At 41.0% G+C, this 23458-nt stretch carries 23 protein-coding genes and 2 tRNA genes; 12 read left to right on the top strand and 13 right to left on the bottom strand.

What is annotated here, in order from left to right; all coding sequences use genetic code 11:
* Positions 1-839: 839 nt before the first annotated feature.
* The 4 genes from cobJ to NSMS1_RS30065 all read right to left on the bottom strand — a co-directional run bounded on the left by cobJ (position 840) and on the right by NSMS1_RS30065 (position 4375).
* Entirely contained in the window at positions 840-2663 is a 1824-nt protein-coding gene (cobJ, locus tag NSMS1_RS30050; RefSeq protein ID WP_224095395.1) for a precorrin-3B C(17)-methyltransferase, read from the bottom strand.
* Between the two features lie 156 nt (positions 2664-2819).
* Positions 2820-3071, bottom strand: coding sequence for a hypothetical protein (locus tag NSMS1_RS30055; RefSeq protein WP_224088796.1), 252 nt, complete (start codon positions 3069-3071; stop codon positions 2820-2822).
* Between the two features lie 120 nt (positions 3072-3191).
* A tRNA-Arg gene (locus NSMS1_RS30060) sits at positions 3192-3265 on the bottom strand.
* Positions 3266-3298: 33 nt separating this feature from the next.
* Complete coding sequence (locus NSMS1_RS30065; protein WP_224088798.1) at positions 3299-4375, bottom strand: tocopherol cyclase family protein; 1077 nt, start codon at positions 4373-4375, stop codon at positions 3299-3301.
* A gap of 167 nt (positions 4376-4542) precedes the next feature.
* On the opposite strand from NSMS1_RS30065, the gene NSMS1_RS30070 reads away from it, so the two are divergent.
* The 3 genes from NSMS1_RS30070 (at position 4543) to NSMS1_RS30080 (ending at position 7272) form a co-directional block, all read left to right on the top strand.
* The gene (locus tag NSMS1_RS30070) at positions 4543-5154 is read left to right on the top strand and encodes a J domain-containing protein (protein WP_224088800.1); all 612 of its coding nucleotides are present in this window, start codon (positions 4543-4545) and stop codon (positions 5152-5154) included.
* A 163-nt stretch (positions 5155-5317) separates the two neighbouring features.
* The gene (locus NSMS1_RS30075) at positions 5318-6232 is read left to right on the top strand and encodes a WD40 repeat domain-containing protein (protein ID WP_224088803.1); all 915 of its coding nucleotides are present in this window, start codon (positions 5318-5320) and stop codon (positions 6230-6232) included.
* Between the two features lie 383 nt (positions 6233-6615).
* Complete coding sequence (locus tag NSMS1_RS30080; RefSeq protein ID WP_224088805.1) at positions 6616-7272, top strand: hypothetical protein; 657 nt, start codon at positions 6616-6618, stop codon at positions 7270-7272.
* Positions 7273-7842: 570 nt separating this feature from the next.
* On the opposite strand, the gene NSMS1_RS30085 is transcribed toward NSMS1_RS30080, so the two are convergent.
* The 3 genes from NSMS1_RS30085 to NSMS1_RS30095 all read right to left on the bottom strand — a co-directional run bounded on the left by NSMS1_RS30085 (position 7843) and on the right by NSMS1_RS30095 (position 10604).
* Positions 7843-8670, bottom strand: coding sequence for a metallophosphoesterase (locus NSMS1_RS30085; RefSeq protein ID WP_224088807.1), 828 nt, complete (start codon positions 8668-8670; stop codon positions 7843-7845).
* A gap of 123 nt (positions 8671-8793) precedes the next feature.
* The gene (locus NSMS1_RS30090) at positions 8794-9624 is read right to left on the bottom strand and encodes a metallophosphoesterase (RefSeq protein ID WP_224088809.1); all 831 of its coding nucleotides are present in this window, start codon (positions 9622-9624) and stop codon (positions 8794-8796) included.
* Between the two features lie 134 nt (positions 9625-9758).
* A complete protein-coding gene (locus NSMS1_RS30095; protein ID WP_224088811.1) occupies positions 9759-10604 on the bottom strand; it encodes an alpha/beta hydrolase in 846 nt (281 codons plus the stop codon).
* A gap of 119 nt (positions 10605-10723) precedes the next feature.
* Between NSMS1_RS30095 and NSMS1_RS30100 the strand changes: the two genes are divergently transcribed.
* Both NSMS1_RS30100 and NSMS1_RS30105 read left to right on the top strand, forming a co-directional pair.
* Positions 10724-11647 (top strand): lysophospholipid acyltransferase family protein, encoded by a 924-nt coding sequence (locus NSMS1_RS30100; protein WP_224088822.1) that lies wholly within the window; start codon positions 10724-10726, stop codon positions 11645-11647.
* 37 nt (positions 11648-11684) lie between these two features.
* On the top strand, positions 11685-12314 hold the full coding sequence (locus tag NSMS1_RS30105; protein ID WP_224088824.1) for a chloramphenicol phosphotransferase CPT family protein: 630 nt from the start codon (positions 11685-11687) through the stop codon (positions 12312-12314).
* A gap of 7 nt (positions 12315-12321) precedes the next feature.
* On the opposite strand, the gene NSMS1_RS30110 is transcribed toward NSMS1_RS30105, so the two are convergent.
* Complete coding sequence (locus NSMS1_RS30110) at positions 12322-13734, bottom strand: hypothetical protein (protein ID WP_224088826.1); 1413 nt, start codon at positions 13732-13734, stop codon at positions 12322-12324.
* A 251-nt stretch (positions 13735-13985) separates the two neighbouring features.
* On the opposite strand from NSMS1_RS30110, the gene NSMS1_RS30115 reads away from it, so the two are divergent.
* Positions 13986-17258 (top strand): alpha-mannosidase, encoded by a 3273-nt coding sequence (locus NSMS1_RS30115; RefSeq protein WP_224088828.1) that lies wholly within the window; start codon positions 13986-13988, stop codon positions 17256-17258.
* Positions 17259-17333: 75 nt separating this feature from the next.
* Here NSMS1_RS30115 and psbN read toward each other — a convergent pair whose 3' ends face one another.
* The gene (gene psbN / locus NSMS1_RS30120) at positions 17334-17465 is read right to left on the bottom strand and encodes a photosystem II reaction center protein PsbN (protein ID WP_224088829.1); all 132 of its coding nucleotides are present in this window, start codon (positions 17463-17465) and stop codon (positions 17334-17336) included.
* Positions 17466-17550: 85 nt separating this feature from the next.
* On the opposite strand from psbN, the gene psbH reads away from it, so the two are divergent.
* The 4 genes from psbH to pth all read left to right on the top strand — a co-directional run bounded on the left by psbH (position 17551) and on the right by pth (position 19135).
* A complete protein-coding gene (psbH, locus tag NSMS1_RS30125) occupies positions 17551-17739 on the top strand; it encodes a photosystem II reaction center phosphoprotein PsbH (RefSeq protein ID WP_190406200.1) in 189 nt (62 codons plus the stop codon).
* 145 nt (positions 17740-17884) lie between these two features.
* Positions 17885-18034 carry a hypothetical protein gene (locus NSMS1_RS30130; protein ID WP_224085496.1) on the top strand — a complete coding sequence of 50 codons (150 nt, stop codon included), beginning with the start codon at positions 17885-17887 and terminating at the stop codon, positions 18032-18034.
* 150 nt (positions 18035-18184) lie between these two features.
* On the top strand, positions 18185-18457 hold the full coding sequence (locus NSMS1_RS30135) for a TatA/E family twin arginine-targeting protein translocase (RefSeq protein WP_224088831.1): 273 nt from the start codon (positions 18185-18187) through the stop codon (positions 18455-18457).
* A 36-nt stretch (positions 18458-18493) separates the two neighbouring features.
* Positions 18494-19135: an aminoacyl-tRNA hydrolase gene (gene pth / locus NSMS1_RS30140; RefSeq protein WP_224088833.1), complete on the top strand. Its 642-nt coding sequence runs from the start codon at positions 18494-18496 to the stop codon at positions 19133-19135.
* 288 nt (positions 19136-19423) lie between these two features.
* Here the strand turns inward: pth and rpsU are convergent, their stop codons facing one another.
* From rpsU to NSMS1_RS30155, 3 genes are all read right to left on the bottom strand, one after another.
* Complete coding sequence (rpsU, locus tag NSMS1_RS30145) at positions 19424-19603, bottom strand: 30S ribosomal protein S21 (protein WP_008226419.1); 180 nt, start codon at positions 19601-19603, stop codon at positions 19424-19426.
* Between the two features lie 111 nt (positions 19604-19714).
* Complete coding sequence (gene cobA / locus NSMS1_RS30150; protein ID WP_224088836.1) at positions 19715-20494, bottom strand: uroporphyrinogen-III C-methyltransferase; 780 nt, start codon at positions 20492-20494, stop codon at positions 19715-19717.
* A complete protein-coding gene (locus NSMS1_RS30155) occupies positions 20491-21204 on the bottom strand; it encodes a sirohydrochlorin chelatase (RefSeq protein ID WP_224088837.1) in 714 nt (237 codons plus the stop codon). Before NSMS1_RS30155 ends, cobA begins: the two co-directional genes overlap by 4 nt.
* A 94-nt stretch (positions 21205-21298) precedes the next feature.
* Here NSMS1_RS30155 and NSMS1_RS30160 point away from each other — a divergent pair, with 94 nt between their 5' ends.
* Entirely contained in the window at positions 21299-22408 is a 1110-nt protein-coding gene (locus tag NSMS1_RS30160) for a hypothetical protein (protein ID WP_224088839.1), read from the top strand.
* Positions 22409-22437: 29 nt separating this feature from the next.
* Here the strand turns inward: NSMS1_RS30160 and NSMS1_RS30165 are convergent, their stop codons facing one another.
* Positions 22438-22821, bottom strand: a complete 384-nt coding sequence (locus NSMS1_RS30165; protein ID WP_224088841.1) for a DUF4359 domain-containing protein — start codon at positions 22819-22821, stop codon at positions 22438-22440.
* A 127-nt stretch (positions 22822-22948) separates the two neighbouring features.
* Between NSMS1_RS30165 and NSMS1_RS30170 the strand changes: the two genes are divergently transcribed.
* Positions 22949-23021, top strand: a tRNA-His gene (locus tag NSMS1_RS30170).
* The last annotated feature ends 437 nt before the right edge of the window (positions 23022-23458 follow it).

The raw sequence follows: 23458 nt of genomic DNA on the forward strand, positions 1-23458 counted from the left end.
AGGAGATTATGTTGCCTAATCAGCACTTAATTTTGGGATATGCGAGGAAGATGTAACAAGGTTGTAGTTATTTATTTATCATTAATATAAGCAAATGTATATATTTAGAGAATGTTTGGAAAATTGAAATATATACTAATAACCCCCTCTCCAAACCTCTCCCCGTAGCAGAGAGAGGCTTTAAGACCCCCATTCCCTTGTAGGACATGGGAAGTAGGTGGTTGGTCTTGAAGATTTTGAGGTTAGCAATGATACTTTTCAAAGATCCTCTTAACCTATGATTGTTAGCGATCGCCAAAACTCATCATCAAAGCGTTGAACTAATTACATAAAAAATGCCTGCAAATGCAGACATTGATGAGGCTTTCTGTCACTGTAATCGGCTACAATCATGTTTGAATCATGATGCTTTCATTTTGGCTTAACCCTATTAATAAATCAATCCTAATCACTAACTATTTTAGACATAAATTATGTAATTATATCCTCATATTTTAAGCATTTATTACGAGTGAATTAGGTAAATTGTATTAATAATTGCCTAAGAATAATCATTTTTAAATATGAAAGCTCATCTAACTATTTCATTTCAAAACCTAAATTTTTCATTATTCATATAGACATAAATACTAGATTTAGGTCTACATAAACTTGTTCATCAACATAATTTTTCCATTATAAAAGTAGAGGTGGTCAGGTTAACAGCCCCAGAAATTCCCAGTTCTGGGGTTTTACTTTATTCAAAAAAAACAGAAATACCTATTGCTAAACTGATAATAGATAATGGAGAAAAATAATTACCAATTACCTAAATCTAAAAACAACATAATTGAACTAGTCTATTTATATCGCCGGGGTGTATAGACTGAGATATTACCATCACTACGTTCAATAATCCGAGTTTGCGTAGAACCAACAATGATAACAGTCCGCATATCGGCACTATCTGCTGCTAACTGGTCAAGAGTAATTACTTTAACACTTTGTCCTGGTCTACCAACATTCCTTGCCAATACTACCGGAGTCGTAGGTTTTCTATATTGCAATAATATATTTTTAGCTTCTGTTAATTGCCAAGTGCGATCGCGAGAAACAGGATTATAAAAAGCAATCACAAAATCCGCTTGGGCTGCGGCGGCAATACGTTGTTCAATAATTGACCAAGGCTTTAAGATATCAGACAAAGAAATTGCACAAAAATCATGTCCCAAGGGTGCGCCAATGGTGGCGGCTGCGGCCTGCATGGCGGAAATTCCTGGTGCAACATGAATATCGATACTATCCCATTCTGGTTTGTGGTGATAATCAAGGACTTCAAAGACAGCCGCCGCCATTGCATAGATACCAGGATCACCAGAAGAAACTACAACAACATATCGCCCAGTAGCAGCCAAATCAAGCGCCATTGTCGCCCGTGCAATTTCTTCGCGGTTGTCGGACTCATGACGTTGCTTACCATCAGCTAGAGAACCAACTAAATCTAAATAGGTTTTATAACCTACTAAGTCAGTAGCTGAGGTGAGTATTTCCTTGACTTCAGGCGACATCCACTGTAAACCGCCAGGGCCAGTACCAATAATGGCTAACCTTCCCCTTGGTTGACCGATGGTGTTGGGGTCGATGGGTTGGGGGGAGATGGCGGCGATATGAGATGGGGGAGATGTGGTATGGCTAAACGCCACGCTCCGCGTTGGCGCAGCCTCTCGTAGAGAACGACTAGCGGTAATCGAGCGGAGTCGAGATTCACCAACCGGGGATGAGGGAGAGGGGGGAGAGATTAGTTGACCTTGTGTAGCGGTTAGGGCTATGGCTTCAGGGAGGGTATAACCTTGTGTGAGTAGGCTTTCTAGTTGACTGGGTGTGAAAAAGCGGGTGGGTACGCCGTAGGTATCGGCTATAGCTTGAATTGCTGGACTGGAGGCGATCGCTATAGGCGCAAATACTGCGGCGATAGATGGGGGTGCGAGTTGTGCGTCGGCGAGGAACTGCTGTATTGAGTCTACTGTAACAGATGGGTCGGTGATGGCGATCGCTACAGTTTGCGGATGATACACTAAACAATTCGCGGAAGGCGTAACTAAGCGTTCTGTCACCTGAATGGTTAATTCTCCCTCAGAGTCAATAGGTAACTGACTATCACTTAACCAAGGCGCAGTTCCCAACAACTTCACCCGCGCCCCTGCTAACAAATCTGAGATAAACTTCTTAGCATCGTCTGGGTTGGCTAAATGATATCCAGAGGGAGGCGATAACAACGCCGTGCGGAAACGGATATCACCCGTTGTTGTAATTGCAGGCTTAACCTCAAGTACCTCAGCAATACGCCGCGCTAAATCATTCACCCCATTGAGTCCACCCAACAGAGGCACAACCACACTACCATCCTCCGCCACAGCCAACAATGGCGGTTCTTGACGCTTATCGGAAATTAGCGGTGCTAATGTTCTAATCAAAATACCAGCCGCACAAATACCAATTATCGGCGTTCCCCCTGCAAATAACTCTCGTAGGGTGTCACCAAAATTCGTAAAGCTAACATCCACCCCAGACGTGCGTCCTGCTAAACCGTACAACTTCGCCCCCGGTAAGGCGGTGGTAATTCTTCGGGCTAGTGCTACGCTATTTTGACTCAATACTACAACAGCAGGTGCAACCTTCATCATCATGAGACTTTTTTGATAGTCGATATCTATCAAATCAAAGCATAAATATACATAGATAAACAAACATTATAAATAATGGTAAAAATAGTTACTTACTAGCTGTTCCACATTACCAACAAAATAAAATATTTAGTTAGTGATTAGCCCAAATCTATATTAAACAAACTTATTTTTCCAAAAACTTAATTGCTTTTTTGCGAAACAGGATTGGCATTTTTTTCCCCAAGCAGTCATCTCAACTACTTCATCATCAGTGTATTCTGAAGGTACACCAAACTCAGCTTTAAGTTCGTCTTGTTCTTCGTCACTAACGTAAGGAATAAGAATTTGGCAGAGGAGAAGTTTTTCTTCTTGTAGAACTTCACGCATGGTTTCTTTAATCAATGCTTTTAGTTCTTGAATTTCCAAGCTTATTCCTCTTATTTAGTGTGAAACTTTGTATATTCTACCGAAAATGTATTAACTTAGTTAAAATAAATAATCCCTGAAACCCTTGTAATTAATAAGTCTCAGGGATTAGTTGGCTAACGGGACTGGCGGGACTCGAACCCTCGACCTACCGCTTAGGAGGCGGTCGCTCTATCCAACTGAGCTACAGCCCCAGCTACGAAGCACATACAATGATAGCAGTAGTTTTAACTAGATTGCCAATAATCGTCCCAAGAACCACCACCTATTTCTAAACCACAAAGATAGCTGTGTGCTTTGAGGATAACATAACGGTTCTTGCCTCTGATTTGGCGTAATTCTAGATCCAACTTTCCCTGCATCGTATCCCGACAACAAAATTGTAAACCTTGAGCGGTGGGCGCACGCAGAGGTGTACCGGATAAATTAGTAGTTCCAGTTAATTCCACCTCATAATCTGCATTTGTAGCTTTCATTTCCCACTTACCCCAAGGTTGAATCTTCCATTCTACTTTTGAGTTCCAAGGAACAAACTCATAGAATTTGCCTTGATAATGCACGCCAATCATGGCTACAGACTCCATCCACCACAACACACCGCGCCTACCACCACCAGCAGTTAGGGCTAAGTCAGGTTCGCCATCAAAGCTATTACAGTTAAGCCAAAACCATTTTTGCGGAAAAGCACCACCCCAATTTTTTTCACCATAAGCTGGTGCATTCTGGAATTGGTAGATTTTGCCATTCCAATCAATCCAACCACTAGCCAAACCATGCGCCATTAAAATTTGCCATCCAGGTTCAAATATCTGTAAAAATGACACCCAGCCGGCCGTTGATTGTTGAATACTATCTCGATTTCCCCAACCATATACAGGTTGAATTTCGTACTGCCAACGGCAATAATTACCTGTAGCGGGGTCTTTGATTATACCTTGATTGAGGGTGGCTGTAGCTTGGTAGCCTTGCTGTACATGGTTTTCAAACTCTGCGGGTAGAAGGTAGATGGGTTTGGTGTTGAGGTTAGTTTCACCCCAATGACCTAAAGCAAGAACGTCTGGACTACCCCAAAATTTGTTGACATCAGGGAAAGTCCGACAGATATATTCATCATCAGCACCCAGAATTTGCGCTGCACCGCCACTGTAGGGTTTATCACCAATGGGGTCTTCTATGGAATACATGAAGGCGAAGGTTTGACCGCAGTCTGGTAAAGTTACTCGGTAATACCAACCTTCAAAGAAACGGCGACTACTACCGTCCCAATGATAGCCGCTATGGGGCGTTTGCAAAGTTTTGGACATTGTATTGAGATGATAGATGCTGATGTTGAAATTACTGTAAGATTATCGACTGATCAAAAAGTCGGGAATCTGTTGATTTAACAATAATTGTAGAGATTTTATCCTAAAAAACCTTGTGAGAGTTTAGTTAATATGTAGTTACATAGTTATATTCTTTAGTATCTGCGATGTCTAATGACAAGCCGCGAGATGGTTTACAACTGGATATCAATCATGCTTATGAGATTCTGGGTTTAAAGCCTGGTGCATCGCAGGTAGAAGTAAAGCAAGCCTACCGCAAGTTGGTTAAAACTTGGCATCCCGATCGCTTTGTTGATGTGCAGCAAAAGCAACAAGCCGAGGCAAAAATTAAACAAATCAACGCCGCTTACAACACAGTTAAATCAGTAACTCCAACTGTTGAGAAATCACTATCATCTCCACCTCCACAGCCGCGAAAACAGCCTGCAAAAGCATCTGTGAATCGTTGGGGTGCGGAAACATACTACAACTGGGGTGTTGAGAGTGTAGCAAAAAAGGAGTATGAAGAAGCGATCGCCTACTTTACCCAAGCCATTCGCCTCAACCCTAACTATGTTGAAGCCTATAAATATCGGGGGTTGGTTTGTTCTCAATTAGGTTACGAATATCGAGCTACTGCCGACTTAAACAAAGCTGCACAGTTAGAAGGTAAAATTCCTCAAGCTACTTATACTTACCCGCCAAGATATAAAATCCAGCGTCAGTCTTGGATAGCCAGATTGTGTCAAAGAATTAAAAGATTACTAAAACTGAGATAAATAGGTCACAACTAAAAAAATCAAATTTATTGGTGTAACAAGGCTAAAAATTTGCTTTGGATATGGGTTGAGTCAAGCACAATGCAACTCAATATCAGAAACTATATCTTAGTGTTAGGTTGGCGTAAGCAAACCCAACCTATAGTTCTTTATTACGATATTTATGCAAGACTTAATATCTGTACGTACTCTCAAAGGTCATTCAAGTCAGGTTATGTCTGTTGTATTCAGCCGTGATGGATATATACTGGCTAGCGGTAGTGATGACAAAACTGTGAGAATTTGGAATTTAGCTAATAATGAGTCTGTAATCCTTCAAGGACATGGAGAATCATCTTGGTCTGGAGGGGTTAATTCTGTAGCTTTCAGCCGCAATGGTAGGACTTTAGCTAGTGCTAGTGATGACAAAACTATTAAATTATGGGATGTAATTACAGGAAAAGAAATATCCACTCTAAAAGGACATGAAGGAAAAATTTATTGTGTCGCTTTTAGTCCAGATGGAAAAACTTTAGCAAGTGGTAGCGCAGATAAAACCATCAAACTTTGGTCGCTAGAAACAGGAGATCAGATATATTCTCTTAAAGGACATTCAGATCATGTTTTATCCATAGCCTTTAGTCCAGATGGACAGGTTCTAGCTAGCGGTGGTGCTGGTAATGACAAAAAAATTCAAATTTGGTATCTATCTCAAAATAAAGTTCAGACTATCACTGGACATTCTGAGTGGTTTGGAGGTATTAGTTCTCTTGCATTCAGTCCAGATGGGAAGATTTTAGCTAGTGGTAGTTGGGACAAGACAATTAAATTATGGGAATGGCATAAAAGTCAAGAAATTAGCACTCTGATAGGGCATTCCGATCAAGTTTGCTGTGTTGCTTTCCACCCTAATGGAAAAATTTTAGCTAGTGGTAGTAAAGATAAAACTATTACGTTTTGGCAAGTAGACACTAGAAGTTTAATAAATAGCGTTGCAGCCCATGAAAATTCAGTTTATTCTGTAGCTTTTAGCCCGGATGGAAAAACTTTAGCTAGTGGTGGTGGAGATAAAATTATTACTCTGTTACCTTGTCCTTAAATGTAAATCATAAACAAAGCAAGTAAGCATTTAGTAACCGCATTAAAAGTTTTAGAAGTAGGGTTTGTTGTTGCATAGCGCCAGCACTAAATTGATATTCTAGTCGGTGCGTTAGCCTACGGCTTAACACCCTACGTTTTATTAATCAATAAAATTTAGAGAATGTGTAATGATTTCTCAAAGATTATTTTAAATATGCTTAAAAATAAGCATATATTCATTCTTTCGATGTATCTAAATTTTGTCTGAAGATAGATCCGTTATTTAAAACATAAAAGTTATTCTGATAAATATTCAAACCGAAAACTAACATCAAGTAAGAATTTTGTTTTTACGAAACTTTAACTTGGCAACATTTAAAGTGAGGAAGGAAACTGACAATTATGACTAATCCTAATGAACGCGAACCTTATAACAGAGAAGTTAATCAAGAATCTTACACCGATAGTAATGGTAATACTCAAACTCACATAACAAGAACTACAGAAACATCAAATAATCGGTACGCTAATGGTTATGTCGATGGTCGCCGTCTTGAACAAAACTATCAAGCTGACCGTGATAACGAAAATACAGCTACCGGATTGATTTTTGGTATTGTGCTGACTTCCTTGGTGGGTTTGATTGCTGGCGCATTTTGGTATTTTAATCAGAGCAACACGACCGTTGATAGTACTGTACCTGTAGAGACTCCTTTACCTGCTGCTACTACGAGTCCTAGCATATCGCCTCAACCACAACAAACAACCATTATCGAAAGGACTAGAGAAGTACCTGTTGTTGTTCCCCAACAGCAAGTTACACCATCACCAACCAATTCGCCACCACAGGTTAATATTACTGTTCCACCCCAGCCGTCTGTGAGAGTGACAGTACCACCAGTAGCGCCTAATACACCTGCGCCTACTCGCACCACAACCCCAAGCACGAATACACAAGCTAGTCCTTCGCCCAGCATTACAACTGAAGCCGGGGATCAGTCACCCAGTAATTCTGATGGCAGTGACAATGTGAATCAAAATACTAATTCTGGGCAATAAGTATAAACCATCTAAATTAACAACCTAATCAGTTTCAAAAGAGGGAGATAGCGTCGCTGTCTCCCTTTGTTGCATTGCTACAACAGATACAGGTATCAAGTTTTAAGAAAAATTTCTCAATTGTTGCAGTAAATAAATGGTGTTAAAGTTTAGTAAACAACTATACCACTCAAAAAAAAAGGTGCTACATTAAGAGCAAGGTACAAAAAGGTTAAAAGTTCTTTAAAAAAGCCTTGAAATTAGAGTCTGTACCTCCTCGCTCTAATGTTTTAATTATTCGCAATCCTAAAGTCGTTGGTCGCATCCTCAGTGAAAGTGTTTTCGCCTTGAGTGTAGTGATTTTATGGAGGTGTTGAAATTACAGCCAGAAATACCTGCCTATTGCAATCAAGGATGCACGATTTTAGAGGTCTTTAATTGCGGATATTGTCCACCTTAGTTGAGTTGTTTGATTCTGTTTTTTCCTATCTTCTCTGACAATCTTATATTTACCAAGCCGCCATTAGCTGATGATATTCTCCCATCTTAGCTAGTGGCGGTTAATATTTATGAGTAAATAGTTTACTTAAACTAATTTAAGGTAATTACAGTAACTTCTGGTGGGCAAAATAAACGCCCTGGTCGATAAGTACCCAACCCACGATTAACATATAATTGGTTGTTAGCTACTTGATGAAATCCTTGCGCCCATTCCCAATATCTAACTACTTTGGAACAGTCTCCTAGTAATAATGGAACCCAACGCCGCAGTTTTTTGGGGGCTTTTTTTAACAGCTTTTTATAATGGTAGACCACAGGGCCAAGTCCGGGTAATACAATATGTCCGCCGTGGGTGTGTCCTGACAGTTGCAAGTCTACGCGCCATTGTTCTAATATTTTGGCTGTATCAGGGTTATGAGATAAAACAATCCTGGGTGTAGTGGAGTCGAGTTTGTCCATTACTGATGCAGGCTGAAACTCTTTTGACCAATAGTCAGCTAGTCCTACTATTGGTAATTCCTGTCCAAAAGGGTAAGCAATTTCATTCCACAAGACATGAACGCCGATACTGGTGAAAGCGGTTGTGACTTCCGCTTGGGAATGGCTATGATGGATATCATGGTTCCCTAATACAGCATAAATACCATTGCGACTTTGCAAATATTTAAGTCTTAATGCGAGTTGGTGAATTGGTGTAGGATCATCAGTGACATAATCGCCAGTTAAGACTATCAAATCTGGTTCAGCTTCGTTAGTAGCTGCGATCGCTTCTTCTAGCATTTCTTCTGATAGTCGCAAGCCATCATAATGAAAATCTGACAATTGCACCAACTTCAAACCCCGTAAACTTGGTGAAAGTCCCGCAATCTTAACCGTTATTTTATCTACGCTTAAACGTCCTGTAAACAACCAGTGCATAGTGTGCTAGGAACTCCTCAGACCAGCGCTTACAGCTTATCAAAAATTTAGGTAATAACTGAAAACTTAAAAAAGTTTACCATAAATCTTATTTAAGGATTTTCTAAAAAGGAGTTAGCCTGACTACTCACGTTCCAAGGTAATTACTGTTAATTCAGGAGGACAAAATAAGCGTCCTGGATAATAGGTTCCTAAACCACGATTTACATATAGCTGATTTTTGCCAATGCGATGTAATCCCTGTAGCCATTGAGAATGATGGACTATAAAGTATTCTTTGAAGAAAAATGGTAATAACCGCCGTACTTTTACCGGGATTTTCTGCATGATTTTTCTATGATACGGTAACACAGCCCCAAAACCAGGAATAACAACTTGTCCTCCATGAGTATGGCCGGATAATTGTAAATCAACTCGCCAAGGTTGTAACCTAGCGGCTGTGTCTGGGTTATGACTTAAAACAATACGTGGTGTGGTGGGGTCTAGTTGGTTAAAAAGCAATTCTGGATTAAATTCTCGATAGTAATAATCAACCATTCCGACTATGGGTAATTTGTCTCCCCAAGGGTAAGCAATTTCATTCCACAGAACTTGAATCCCAACTTTCGTTAATGCTTGGGTAATTTCTGTTTTTGAGTTCTTGTGATATAGGTCGTGGTTTCCCAGGATGGCATAAATACCCGCTTGACTTTGAAGTTTTTGCAGACGCAGCGCTAGTTGATGGATGGGTTTTGGGGTAGTAGTGACATAATCACCCGTGAGTAAAACCAAATCTGGCTGTATTTCGTTGTTAAGTGCGATCGCTTCTTCTAACATCGCTTCCGACAATCGCACACCATCATAATGAAAATCGGATAGATGCACCAACTTCTTACCACGTAGCGAAGCAGGTAAGTCTGCAATCTTCACCGTCAATTGTTCTACAGTCAACGGCCCAGATAAAAGTCTGTGCATAAGTTGGGGAGTGGGGAGTGGGGAGTGGGGGAGATGTAGCTTGCTTCCCGTTCGCGGTAGCGTTGCGTAGCAAAGGGTGGGAGAGGGGGAAGATGAGGGAGAAGAACTAATAACTATGGACTAATGACTAATGACTAATAACAATGACTATCTAACCACTTTTCCAAATCTTTTAGCACCTCTTGATAGTTAATGTCTGCTTGTAGGTCGTGGTAGGCTCCTGGGTATTCGATGCGTAATTTGTCTTTGTAAGTTACATTTTGGTAAAATCGTTCTCCGCCTTCGGGTAAAGCAACTGTATCGGCGCTACCGTGAAGAATTAGCAGTGGTATTTGCCATTGAGAAGCATGATTATGAATCCAGGCGACTGTGGCGAAATATTCTGTGGCTAAACGGGCGCTGCCACGGTTATGGCGTAGGGTATCTTGAGTGTAGGCGGCGATAACTTTCTCATCTCGTGAAGCCGCACTTAAGTCAAGACCTGTGCTTAAGGAGAAACGCGGCCAGATTTTTGAGAGGAGATTTCCCAAAAATACCCGGAATTTTGACACGCCGACTTTACCTATAGCTGGTGCAAAAGCGATCGCACCACGTAATTTGGCTGCTTCTTTGGGACAGCGTAGAATGTAGTCACAGACAACAACTGCACCCAAGCTGTGTCCTAAAATAAAAATTGGACATTCCGGCTGTTGGTGTTGAATTAACTCGACAAAAGCAGCCAAATCTGACCGAAACTCCTTCCAAGAGTTGATATAACCACGCTGACCAGGCGATCGCCCATGTCCGCGCAAGTCTAACCCATAAATAGCATATTGTTTGGCTAATAAATGGTTAACTATATTACCGTATTTGTTACTATGTCCTCCCAGCCCGTGTACAATCACTAAAATTGCTTTTACTTCACCTTCTGGATACCAATTTTGATAATAAAGTTCCAGACCATCAACACTTTTAAATACATCTTCTTTATGTTTAATCATAATAATTTAATTAAATTACACCTTAAGAAATAAGCCAAAATTAAGTAGATATTTTCGTTATTCAGTGTATACAATTTAATAAATATTGGCTAATAAAGTGTTTTTCACCAACAAATAAAGTGATATCTAGCGACCAGCCAGAAAATATTACATTAACAGATGCAGGTATTAAACGGGTGCAGGAAGGTGTGGCGGCGGCTGGCGATCGCTCAGTGCGTGAGATAATTGCTAAAACCTTGGCTGGCTTGGAAGCTAGGCATGAAGGGCAAATTGAACCGAGAGTAAATGCGGGAATCAGGCGTTTTGTATTGCGATCGCTCATTCATGCTATCTTTCGGGTACGGGTGGAAAATATTGAAAAAATTCCGCCAACACCAGCAATTCTTGCAGCTAACCATCTCCATCATATTGACCCGTTATTATTATTAGCGGAAATACCTACTCAACCCCATTACTACATTGTGGGCGATGCCCGTACCCTATATAACAAATGGTGGAAGCGCTTCATCTTGGGTTTTGCTGGGGGTGTAATTCCTTTAGCCCGGATATGGAAGGAAGAAGTAGCCGTCATTCAAGCAGCCAAGGCGGGAAGACAAGACCTCGCCCAATTAGCCCAAGCCATTGAAGAAACAGTACCCACCGGAGGGGATATACAAACACTGCGACAAATAGACCGCATTGTTTTAAAAATTTTAGCTACAGGAGATGGAATGATTCTCTTTCCCGAAGGAAGATTGGGGAGTAATGAAGGTCAATTACATCTTCCCCTGAAACGCGGAACTGTGATTTACGCCTTACGGGCTGGCGTACCCATAGTACCGATAGCTTTGATTGGTACTCATGACCTGTATTGGCGGAAAGAATTAACCCTGCGAGTTGGTGAACCGTTAAATTTTGACCAAACCACCAGACCAAACCGTAAAGAAGTAGATATGGCATTAGAAAAGTTACAGGCTGCCATACTAGCTTTGTTACCCACAAATTACCAAGAACCCCCAGGAACAAAATTGCTGCGGCATTTTCTAAACCATATGTTGTGGTAGAACCAATTCAAAAATATTATCTATAGGAGGGGTAATCATGGGACAAGCAAAGAAGCTAGGGCAGATTATCATCCTTAATGGTGCGCCACGCTCAGGTAAATCGAGCATTGTCTTAGCAATCCAAGAAACGTTTGATGGCTTATGGATGAACTTGGGTGTTGATAGATTTATGCAGATGACTCCCGCACAATATTTACCTGGGATTGGTCTGCGACCAGGGGGAGAACGTCAGGACATCGAGCCTCTAGTTCCTATTCTGTACAGCGCCATGTATGAATCTATTGCTGCTCATAGTCGTTTAGGACTCAATGTCGTAGTTGATGTTGGACATCATAACGCATACGCAATCAAACGGAATATTTTGACCGATAGCGCTCGGCGCTTAAAAGGATTCCCTGTCTTGTTCGTAGGCGTTCGTTGCCCTATTGAGATAATCATGGAAAGACGACAAAATACGGGGTGGAAACTAGTCAGCACTGCCGACTCGCCAGTGCCAAATCCGGTTGAGTTATGGCAACGTGAAGTCCACATCCCTGGTATTTATGACCTTGAAGTCGATACTTCGTTATTAAGTCCGGCTGCGTGTGCAGAGATAATACACCAGCACTTGGTCAATATCCCCACACCATCGGCATTTCAACGACTTGCAGCACTATCTGATAACTAAAATCTCCCTATCTACCTCGCAACAGACCTTGCAAAAAGTAAAAAATATTTACTAAGACTTGTTCTACCCAAAGAATCACAGCATCTAACCATTCTAAAATGTATTCTACTAAGTGCTTTTCATAGCCTAATACCGTTGCTGTCGTGTCTATCCAGTCTGGTTTAGCTTCTGCTTGGTTTTGTGGAGAATTTTGCTGTGGGGTATAGGATGCGGCTTGCTTTTTAGCCGCTTTATTAGATATTTGTTTTTGCTGCTTGGCTAAATCAGATGCAGGTTTTTGTTGAGATTCAAACCAGTTTTTGTTCTTAAATAAGCCAGTCGGTTTACTAGCAGGAATATTAGGTTTTGTTTTTGATGACTGCATAATTTTTTCAGTCATTTTTTCCGAATCACCATACAAATCCAGCCAATCTAACCAAGGATCATCCGTGAAATATTCATGTTGTGACTGATAGGTAATATCAAGTAGTTCCTGTTGAGAGAAACTAGAATTTAGTAGTTTATGTTTAGGTACACCAAAAAAGTAATTTATTGCCGCTTCAATTAACTCAGAAATATTTGGTTTTTGATTCTCTAAACCTTGAACATTTTTTACTATTTCTTTTCTAGAGTTTAGTGGTTCTTGCCCATAAAGAAAAATACTTAATTGAGTTTGAGCAACTTGCACCATTTCCAAACTACGTTGCTGTATAGGCAAGATCGCAGTTTCTTCCAACTGAGCGATCGCTGCATCTAGCAAATTGAATATTTTACCCGTATTAAAGCCATTATCTACTAATTTTTTCCTATTTTCCCCTGTCAGCTTCGCCAATATCTGATTTATTTCTGGTATTAGTTGCGCTTGCTGTTCAGCTTCATTTAACTGGCGATAATGCCAATATTCGCCAACTTCATTAATAATTCGTTCTGTTAATTTTGCTTGCTGTTGCTGTGACAGAATATCTAAAATTTGGTTCTCAGTGCTGACAAGTACCAACTGGCGATTAACCAAATCTGAAGCTACTCCTCTTACCATTGGTAGCTGATGTTTGAGTGTGTTGGTTTCTAAAGTTTTGTTGGGTATGGTTAAGGATTGAGAAAACTGTGAGGAGGCGATCGCTATTTCTTCATCTGGTAAATACTGAACTGACTCTAAGACGCGCACAATCGGGCTATCAGTAGTGAGAGGTGCTGATAAATCAGTATCCTGAGCCTGTAAACGTCGCCTAGAAACTGGCTTCTTAGTGTCTAGCTGCTTCACCGATGAATCGGTTGAATGCAACAATAGATACAAAGGATAAAGTAATGCTGCTACACCCCAATTAGTAGCTGCTTGTAAATTGTGGAAGGTAGTCTCCCAACCTTGTCTCAACCGCCGAGATTGCTGGTTGACAAAGTTGAAAAATCTGCTTTGATAACGACCAGAAGAACCAGATGACATGGTAGTAAGTAATTAGTTTGAGCCTTGTTTATTTGTGAGACTCCCGCCAAACAATATAAAGTATTCAGGATTCGGAATGGGTATACCAAACGCTGGAATGGAAAAAGCTAAAAATTCTTAACCCGACTTTTCTTGTTAGGGATAAAGTAAGAAAATCTAGCCTGCCAATAGTTTTACACAAGTTTATTGAAAATTCTGACTACTGACTACTGTTTGAAAAACTCCTTTAATGCTTTAATTTTAGCGAAAATATGACTTCTACCATATCTCAATCTCAAAATAGTTTAATTTCAGACGCAATTACACAATTACGCAGTTGTTGCCAAGTTAATGTCCAGTCTACTTGGTTATACCAGGACTCGGACAGGGAAATTACAGATGTAGCTGCATTTGATTTATCTACTTGGCAGCCTGTAGAGTTAAACTCCAAAGGTAACATCCCTTGGACTGGTGGTCAAAAAGTCCTGTGGTTAGCGCAGAAATTTGTAGTTCCCCAAGATTTACATAATTATCCCTTAGCTGGTTTATCCCTACGGCTATCGTTGTTGTGGTGGGCAGACTCCGCCAAAATATATGTAAATGGGGAATCGGTACTGGAAGGAGATTTATTTGACTGTTCTCCCAGAGTGCTAATTAGTAGGGAAGTAACCCCAGGTGAAGAATTTTTAGTGGCTATTCGCCTAGTTAGTCCTGGTCATTGTGATGGTGCTTTAGTGCGATCGCTCCTGATCTACGAATCCACAGACTATAATCATCCTGACCCCGGCTTCATTGCCGATGAATTATCAATATTACAACTTTATTTAGAAAAATTTGCCCCAGAAAACTTAAATATCCTCACTCAAGCAGTCCAACAAATTACTTCCATCAACCCAGAATCTTTAATTACCCTACGCCAAAATCTAATAAATCATCTATCTATCAACGACCCGAAATTTAAAATCTATTTATTAGGTCACGCCCACTTAGATTTAGCATGGCTATGGCCAGTCAACGAAACCTGGAACGCAGCCCAAAACACCTTTGAGTCAGTCCTCAAACTTCAACAAGATTTTCCTGACTTAATTTTCTGCCATTCCACCCCAGCCCTATATGCTTGGATAGAAGAACATCGCCCAGACTTATTTACAGCCATTCAAAATTCCGTAGCTGCGGGTAAATGGGAAATCGTCGGTGGCTTTTGGGTAGAACCTGACCTCAATTTACTTTCCGGCGAATCTTTAGTCCGTCAGTTATTATATGGTCAACGCTACGTCCAAGAGAAATTCGGCAAACTATCAACAGTAGTTTGGGTTCCAGACACATTTGGTTTTTGTGCAACGCTCCCGCAATTCTTAGCCAGTGCGGGTATTGAGTATTTCGCCACCCAAAAATTACGCTGGAATGACACTACCAAATTTGATTATGGCGCATTTTGGTGGCGATCGCCCGACGGCAGTCAAGTATTCAGTCTCATGTCTGCACTCATAGGCGAAGGCATCGACCCCATAAAAATGGCAAACTATGCCTTAGAATGGCAAGCCCAAACTAACTTAAATCAATCCCTCTGGCTTCCCGGTGTCGGCGACCACGGCGGCGGCCCCACCCGTGATATGTTAGAAACCGCCCAGCGCTGGCGAACCTCCCCTTTCTTTCCAGATTTAGAATTTATCAGTGCTGAAGAGTATTTACAGCAGATTAAAGATGGAGGAGATGAGGAAGTAGGGGGAGTAGGGGGAGAATTATTAAACCTGCGGGAAACAAAAGCCTTATCTCCCTCATCCCCCTCATCTCCCTCATCTTCCCCCACTCCCCACTCCCCACTCCCCACTCCCCAATTCCCCACCTGGGATGACGAACTATACTTAGAGTTCCATCGCGGCTGCTACACTACTCACGCAGACCAGAAACGCTGGAATCGGTATTCTGAAAATTTACTCTATCAAGCGGAACTATTTGCTACCTTAGCGACTGTGATTTGTGGCGTGAGATATCCCCAAGCCGAAATCGAAACAGCATGGAAGCAAGTATTGTTTCACCAGTTCCACGATATTTTACCCGGTTCTTCTATTACCCAAGTATATACAGATGCCTTGAGCGAATGGCAGCGAGTAGAACAAACGGGAACCAAGATATTAGAAGAATCATTAGGAGCGATCGCATCTCACTTTACCCTACCAGAGCCACCGCAAGCTGATAGTTTACCAATTTTCGTTTTCAATTCCCTCAACTGGCAACGCTCCGAAGTAGTATCAGTCACCCTACCCCCATCACTAGCCAAGCAACAGTGGCAAGTTTACGATACAAACGGTGAACAAGTCATTTCCCAGTTAACTGAACCATCAACCCTACTATTTCACGCCCAAGAAATCCCATCCGTAGGTTATCGCCTCTTTTGGCTTTCCCCCACATCCCTGGTTGGTGAGCGTAGTCGTTCGCGGAGCGTCTCGCAGAGAACCACATCTCCCCCATCCCCAGACTACATTCTCGAAAACGAACACCTCCGAGTTAGTGTAGACCCCGATACTGGAGATTTATCAAGTATCTATGACAAAACTCATCAACGAGAAATATTATCTAGTGCAGGAAATCAACTACAAGGCTTTAAAGATAGTGGTCAATATTGGGATGCTTGGAACATCGACCCCAACTATAGCCAGCATCCCTTACCAGCAACCCACCTCAAATCAATCCAATGGTTAGAACAAGGCCCAGTGCAAAGTCGCCTGCGGGTAGTGCGTCAATTGGGTGAGTCAGAATTTTCTCAAGACTATATCTTGCAAGTCGGTTCACCCTTGTTAAAAATCGCCTCTACCGTCAACTGGCAAGAAAATCACGTTTTAGTCAAAGCAGCCTTTCCTCTTAACATTACAGCCGACTTCGCCACCTATGAAATTCCTTGTGGGGCAATTTGTCGCCCAACCCAACCCCAAACCCCAGAAGAAAAAGCCAAATGGGAAGTCCCCGCTTTACGCTGGGCTGATTTAACCCAAGAGAAAGATAAGGGTATTTACGGTATTAGCTTACTAAATGATTGTAAATATGGTTACGACAGCCAACCCCAACAACTCAGGCTGACATTACTCCGTAGCCCCTCCTGGCCTGACCCAGAAGCCGACCGAGGGATACACCAATTTACCTATGCTGTGTATCCTCACGCCAACAGTTGGGAATCAGCCAATACAGTACAAAAGGGATATGAATTAAACATCCCTTTACAAGTAAAACTAAATCCAGCTTCCCCACCCCCAACTCCCAACTCCCCACTCCCTCAAAAAGACAGAGTGAGTTTTTTAAACCTACCAGCCGAAAACCTAGTGTTAATGGCATTAAAGCCATCCGAAGATGACCCGCAACAATTAATTCTCCGATGTTACGAATCGCACGGTGTCACAGCAGAATTATCCTTACACAGTGACTTACACCTTACCTTAAGTGAGCCAGTAGATTTATTAGAACGCCCCACTATCGGATTCTCATCTGAGCAACAAAACTCCACAATTCCACCGTGGAAAATCGCCACTTATAGAGTTTTGTGGGAGTAGGTAAGTTAGTAAACAGTTATCAGTGAACAGTGAACACAATCTGATAACTGTCAACTGTCAACTGTCAACTGCTCTCTAGTCCTCATGATCCTCAAAAGGATCAGCCAACTCCCTGCTTGGAGGGCCAAAAGAGGTGTAAATTCCATAGCCAGTAATGCCAACGACAATGGCTGCTACAGAAATGATAAGAACTATTGCGGGTTCCATAAGTGAGTTATTGATGATGAATGTTATTCTTATAGAATATTACAGAAGATTAAAAAAAGCTTTGGCAACTAATCTTAGGTGAACTATGGCACAACGCACTAGGTTGGGAGATATCCTGCGACCTTTAAATTCCGAATATGGTAAAGTGGCTCCAGGTTGGGGAACTACCCCTTTAATGGCCGTCTTTATGGGACTGTTTTTCGTGTTCCTGCTAATTATTCTGCAACTTTACAACAAATCAATCTTGATTCAAGATGTAAGAGTTGGTTGGTAGCTATTGATACACAATAACTAAGCTGACTAATTAGCGAAATTTTACCCGGTCTATCCGGGTTTTTTTATTCATTGGTCATTAGTCAACAGTCAAACAATTTTAGATTTTGGATTGACGATTTTGGATTGACTGCACCCACAAGGGGATGCAGCTTGGAGATTTTGGATTGACGAAGCAGCGCGATTTGTTCCGCCACGCCACTTCTCTCAAGTCGGGAAACCCGCCCACGAGAGTGGCTCCACCAGGGGCTGGGCTTGAACCAAAAATAATCCAAAATCCAAAATTTAAAATCTAAAATTAGTACGGTCAACAGTTATCAAGACTTGCTATTTTGATAACTGATAACTGATCTATTTGTGGTTATCCTACTCAAAACGTTAATCTTGAGTAGGATAAAAAATTTAATCTCATACCCAGTTCCCATAAACTAGACAGGAGAAGCCGTGTGAATATATTTGGTATCGGTCTGCCGGAAATGGCTGTAATTATGGTAGTGGCATTACTCATCTTTGGGCCAAAGAAACTGCCAGAAATTGGTCGGAGTGTGGGAAAAGCCATTCGTGGTTTTCAAGAAGCTTCTAATGAGTTTCAAAGTGAGTTTAAGCGCGAAGCAGAGCAAATAGAACAAGTTGTGAAAACTACTGCTGAACTTGAACCCAAGCAAATTGAAGCAGTTAAATCGGAACAAGATAGTGCTGGTTCCTCCCCTGCTACCTAAGAAAGTGCAGTGAGTGGTTGATTGTAAATAAGATAGATGACAGAACCTGTAACAAAACCAGTTTTGGTGATTCCCCAGCTAATTGTCGGCTTGGGGAACCCAGAACCTAAATATGACCAAACACGCCATAATATTGGCTTTGCGGCTGTGGATGCGCTGGCTCGTGCTTGGCAGATTCCTTTGGCAGAAAATCGCAAATTTCAGGGAGAATACGGTGAAGGTATCGCCTCTGGAGGTGTAAAAGTTCGCCTATTAAAACCATTAACTTATATGAATCGTTCGGGACAGTCAATACAAGCAGTGACAAACTGGTATAAAGTGCCGAGCGAGTCTGTATTAATAATTTATGATGATTTGGATTTACCTTTAGGTAAAACTCGCCTGCGCTTGTCTGGTTCGGCTGGGGGACACAATGGGATGAAAAGTGCGATCGCTCATCTTAGCACGCAAAATTTCCCCCGCTTACGCATCGGTATAGGTAAACCTAAAAACGCGGCGAATGCCGATAACTCAGACACTGTTGCTCATGTGTTAGGAAAATTTTCTGCCAGCGAAACTCAACTTATGTCCCTTGTCTTACAGTTTGTTGTTGAATGTGTAGAACTAACTCTTAAACAAGGGGTAGAAAAAGCGATGAATCGTTGTAATAGTTATACTGGCGAAATACCTAAATCTTAGAGTGACAGTTGACAGTTGACAGTTGTTTTTTCTCCCCATCTCCCCCATTCCCTACTTTCAAGTCAGGAGGCAAAAGGGAGAACTCTTAAATTTTGTAGCTTGTTTCCCGTAGGGTATTTTGAATTTTGAATTTTGAATTTTGAATTTTGAATTTTGAATTGATATACACACACCCCTATCAGGGGTGCGGCACATCTTGCTTTAATATTGTCAAAATCGTGGCAACTTAATTGTTGCTTGTTTTAGGTCATGTCCTCAAGCAACGCCGCCTACATAAACCACCTAGATTTATTTAAAACGGCGCTTGCGTCTTGCAGCCACTGCCTTACGTTTACGTTTTTCTAACGGTGTTTCAAAATGTCGATGGTACTTTACATCAGCTAAAATTCCAGCTTTAGAAACTTGGCGCTTGAACCGACGTAGCGCTGAATCTATACCTTCGTTTTCTCCTAATACCACTTGGGTCATTCGTTTTCCTCATTGATCAATAGTCTCCATTGTAATAGTAGCCTCAAACTTAGCCAAACTTATTGGTCATTAGTCATTAGTCATTAGTCCATAGTCCATAGTTAGTTTTCCTCATCTCTCTTCACTCGCATTGAGTAGACTGTGCATCTTTACAACTGAACCAATAACAGCGATCGCCGGGGCTTCAAATCCTGTCTTTTCCACTAGTTTTACGATTGTTCCTAACTCGCCAATCAGTTCTTCTTGTTCGGGACGTGTACCCCAACGTATTAAAGCAATCGGAGTTTCTAAACTTATTCCTGCTTGATTTAACTGTTCCACAATATAAGCTAGGTTATGGATGCCCATGTATATGACGATGGTTTCTGCACCGTGGGCGATCGCTTGCCAATTTACCTTCGGTCTATACTTACCAGCAGCCTCATGACCAGTAACAAAAATTACAGATGAGCTATATAAACGATGGGTTAGGGGAATCCCAGCATAAGCTGGCGCAGCAATTCCCGAAGTAATACCTGGCACAACCTCCACTGAAATACCAGCCGCTATCAAGTCAGCCATTTCTTCCCCACCCCGGCCAAAAATAAAGGGATCGCCGCCTTTGAGCCGGACTACAATGGCATGATGTTGAGCTTTTTCGATTAATAATTGGGTTGTTTCATCCTGCAATAATGAATGTCGCCCCATCCGCTTACCAGCGTTAATTTGCTCGGCTTGGGGATTTATCATGGCTAAAATTGCTGGACTAACTAAAGCATCATAGATGACTACATCGGCACATTCTAATATGCCTTTACCCTTAACAGTCATCAGCCCAGGATCACCAGGCCCCGCACCTACTAAATAAACCTTGCCTAAATCTTGTTTCCCCTCGTTGTCTGTGCGGTTCATGCGTAAATTAAATCCCCAATTAAATCGGCTAATTCTCCACTAACTCCTAGAGGTGCGGCTAAGTATAAACTCACCCCAGGAAATTGTAATTTTAGCTCGTTAACAGCTTGGGCGATCGCATCAGTTATGCCACCAGAGAATAAAAAGTATGGCAAAATCGCAATTTCTCGATGACCAGCAGCAATTAATTCTTTAACTCTTGATCCTAAACTAGGTGCTACAGACCAATAAGCAGCAACAGCACCTATATTTGCTGCCATTGTTTCTACTGGCTGCTGAGAACCTGGGCGAAGGCTACCATGTGATAACAATATCCAAGCTTCTACTTTGATAGTAGCAATTTGCTTTTGGAGAAATGTCTGTAAACCTGGATGAATACCCAAGTATGGTTGTAATTCAATCAGGATATCTTGACTTAGCGCCTGTTGTGCCTGTGCTACTTCACCGGGAATATCTGTCATCACATGAACACCAGGAAGTAGAAACAAGGGTACAATTTTCAATTGATGACACCCAAAAGCTACAGCCGTTTGAGCAAAATTTTTAATCTGTTCATGCAACGGTTCAGGAGCCAATTCTAAATATCCTGTCCCCACAAGCTTTTCTGGAAGATGTAGTTTTTCCGCCACTAATATAGCTAATTGCTGCATAGCAACTTCAGGACGCGGATCTCGGCTACCGTGGGATACCAATAAATAAGCAGATGACATGAGTAATAAGTTCTTCGTAGCTATTTTTACTATGCTACAGAAGATTTCAGGACAATTGATAAATTAAAATATGATTATTCAAAAGGCAATTTAGATGACATCTGAAAGGTCGAAAAAAACTAAACTACCACGAACATTTAGTGTTCAAATACAAATCACTACACCAAAGCTTGTGGTCATACCAATTCCTAGTAAAGAACTTGGCTTTGTGAGCATGGTGGAATTTGTAATAATTATAAAAAACAATACATCTTTCTCTTTACCCTTTTCCTTTTGGGGCTGCTTAATTCCCGAAATTACTGCACCAAATGGGCAAGATATTAAACCAAAGGAAGCAATAAATACTTATGATAACGAAAGTCAATTTTTCTTGGGAGTAGGTGATTCAGGAGGGCTTGCTTTACAAGCTCAACTTTATTGGCAAAGTAATTACTTAACATTTAAAATCACACACAATACTAAATATTGGCAACCTTCTAATTTCATTGAGTACTCTTGGACTTTTGAACAAATGGAATTAGGAAAGTACCAATTACGGTGGATTTATCAGCCAATTTCCCACAAAATACTATGCACTAATCCTGATGTTGAACAATCAAATGAATTACTGGAAGCTCACACAGTAGAAACGCCTAACTTAAATTTGTATCTAGTTCAACCTTCAGAGAAATATAATGCAGTCGAGATAGATGGTATTTGTATGAGAACTTTAGCACAGCAGATATTAACTGTGCCGTCAAGAGAATCTATATTCAAAGAATCAATCAAACTGGCTGGTATTCGCATTAGTAACAACACTGCCAAACATTTACATTTCAGCTTTTATAATACTTTGTTTCCAGAAATTATAGATGCTAATGGTTATCCCGTGGAACAAAGCTATGCTAGTGATTGGATTAGTCAACCAAACACATCCGACTTTATTTTGGCTAATCCTGGAAGACACTTAACATTTTTTCCCGGCGGCTCCATAAGTTGGGATTATAATGAAAGACTAACATTACACATAGAAGATTGCATGGGAGGAACTTATTTCTTTTGGCTTCCAAGGTTAGGTAATTTTAGAATTAGATTTAATTACATCAACCATAGAAACTTAGCCAGTGTTTATGATGAGAAAACTGGAAAGAAGAAGCAAATAGAAAATATTTGGACAGGAACAGTAGTCACTCCTTTCGTAGAGTTCAAGCTCAGAGAAAAATGAATTTACTATACTTCTGTGTCAACGCTTTCTCATTGTTCTTGTGCTGTATAAGTGTAAAAGTTATTAAATGCTCCTACGGTTTCAAACTTGTACGAGGGTATGAGATCGCTGATTTTTAATTCAGTACGATAGATGCTGAACAGGAAAAAATCTTGCCGTTCAGTAGTAGCTGAGAGGAGTTGACGCATTTGTGGGTTAGCAGAATCTACAATTTTGTCGCAGTTGTAGTTGATCAACCGTTCTAAGAATCTCGTTGTTTTATTGCAGACATCACTTTTTAAGTAACCTGTCAGCCGTTGCACAGCGTAATCCTCATATTCAGCCTGATTGGGATTAGTTTTCGCCATTGCTACTCCCAACACAGCCGCTAATCCTAATGCTCCTATAGATGCCATGACAGTCAAGGATTTCATACTTCTTAACTCTTATCCACTAAATCAATTTGCATTGCCAAGACTATAAATCAGTAAAATTCATTCTTAGCGACAAAAAATTCTAGACCACTTCACAAAAAAGGTGCTATAATCAAAAATGTCTATGGCGGGCGTAGCCAAGTGGTTAAGGCAGTGGATTGTGGTTCCACCATTCGGGGGTTCAAGTCCCCTCGTTCGCCCTCATTATCGAATAAAACTAACATTAACAGCACAGGATAAATCAACCTGGGGTCATTATTATCCTAGCTGTTTAAGCGGTGCTTTGATGATAATGTCTGCAAATTGTGTTGATTAACTAGGTATTAGTTAATTCAGAGACGATGATTGTGTGATGCTTTTCCTTTTATCGGTAATGACGAGAAGCCCAAAACTCCTATCTTTTAAGTAGGAGTTTTAGTCCTTTACGAAGTGTTCCCGTTCGCTGTAGTGTTGCGTAGCAAAGGGTACGGCAATTTTAATTGCCGAGTCACATAGATTAGGACATTTTCAAAGACTGAATGCTAGGAATAATAGAGCTTTCTCTTTTGCCTTCTGCTATAACAAAGCATGATTTGACAAAGGTTTTTGAGAAAAAAGTAGGGGTGAACAGATGTACGCCCCTACAGATAATGAATGT

Origin of the sequence: Nostoc sp. MS1 (assembly GCF_019976755.1) — a bacterium.
Classification (GTDB): Bacteria; Cyanobacteriota; Cyanobacteriia; order Cyanobacteriales; family Nostocaceae; genus Trichormus.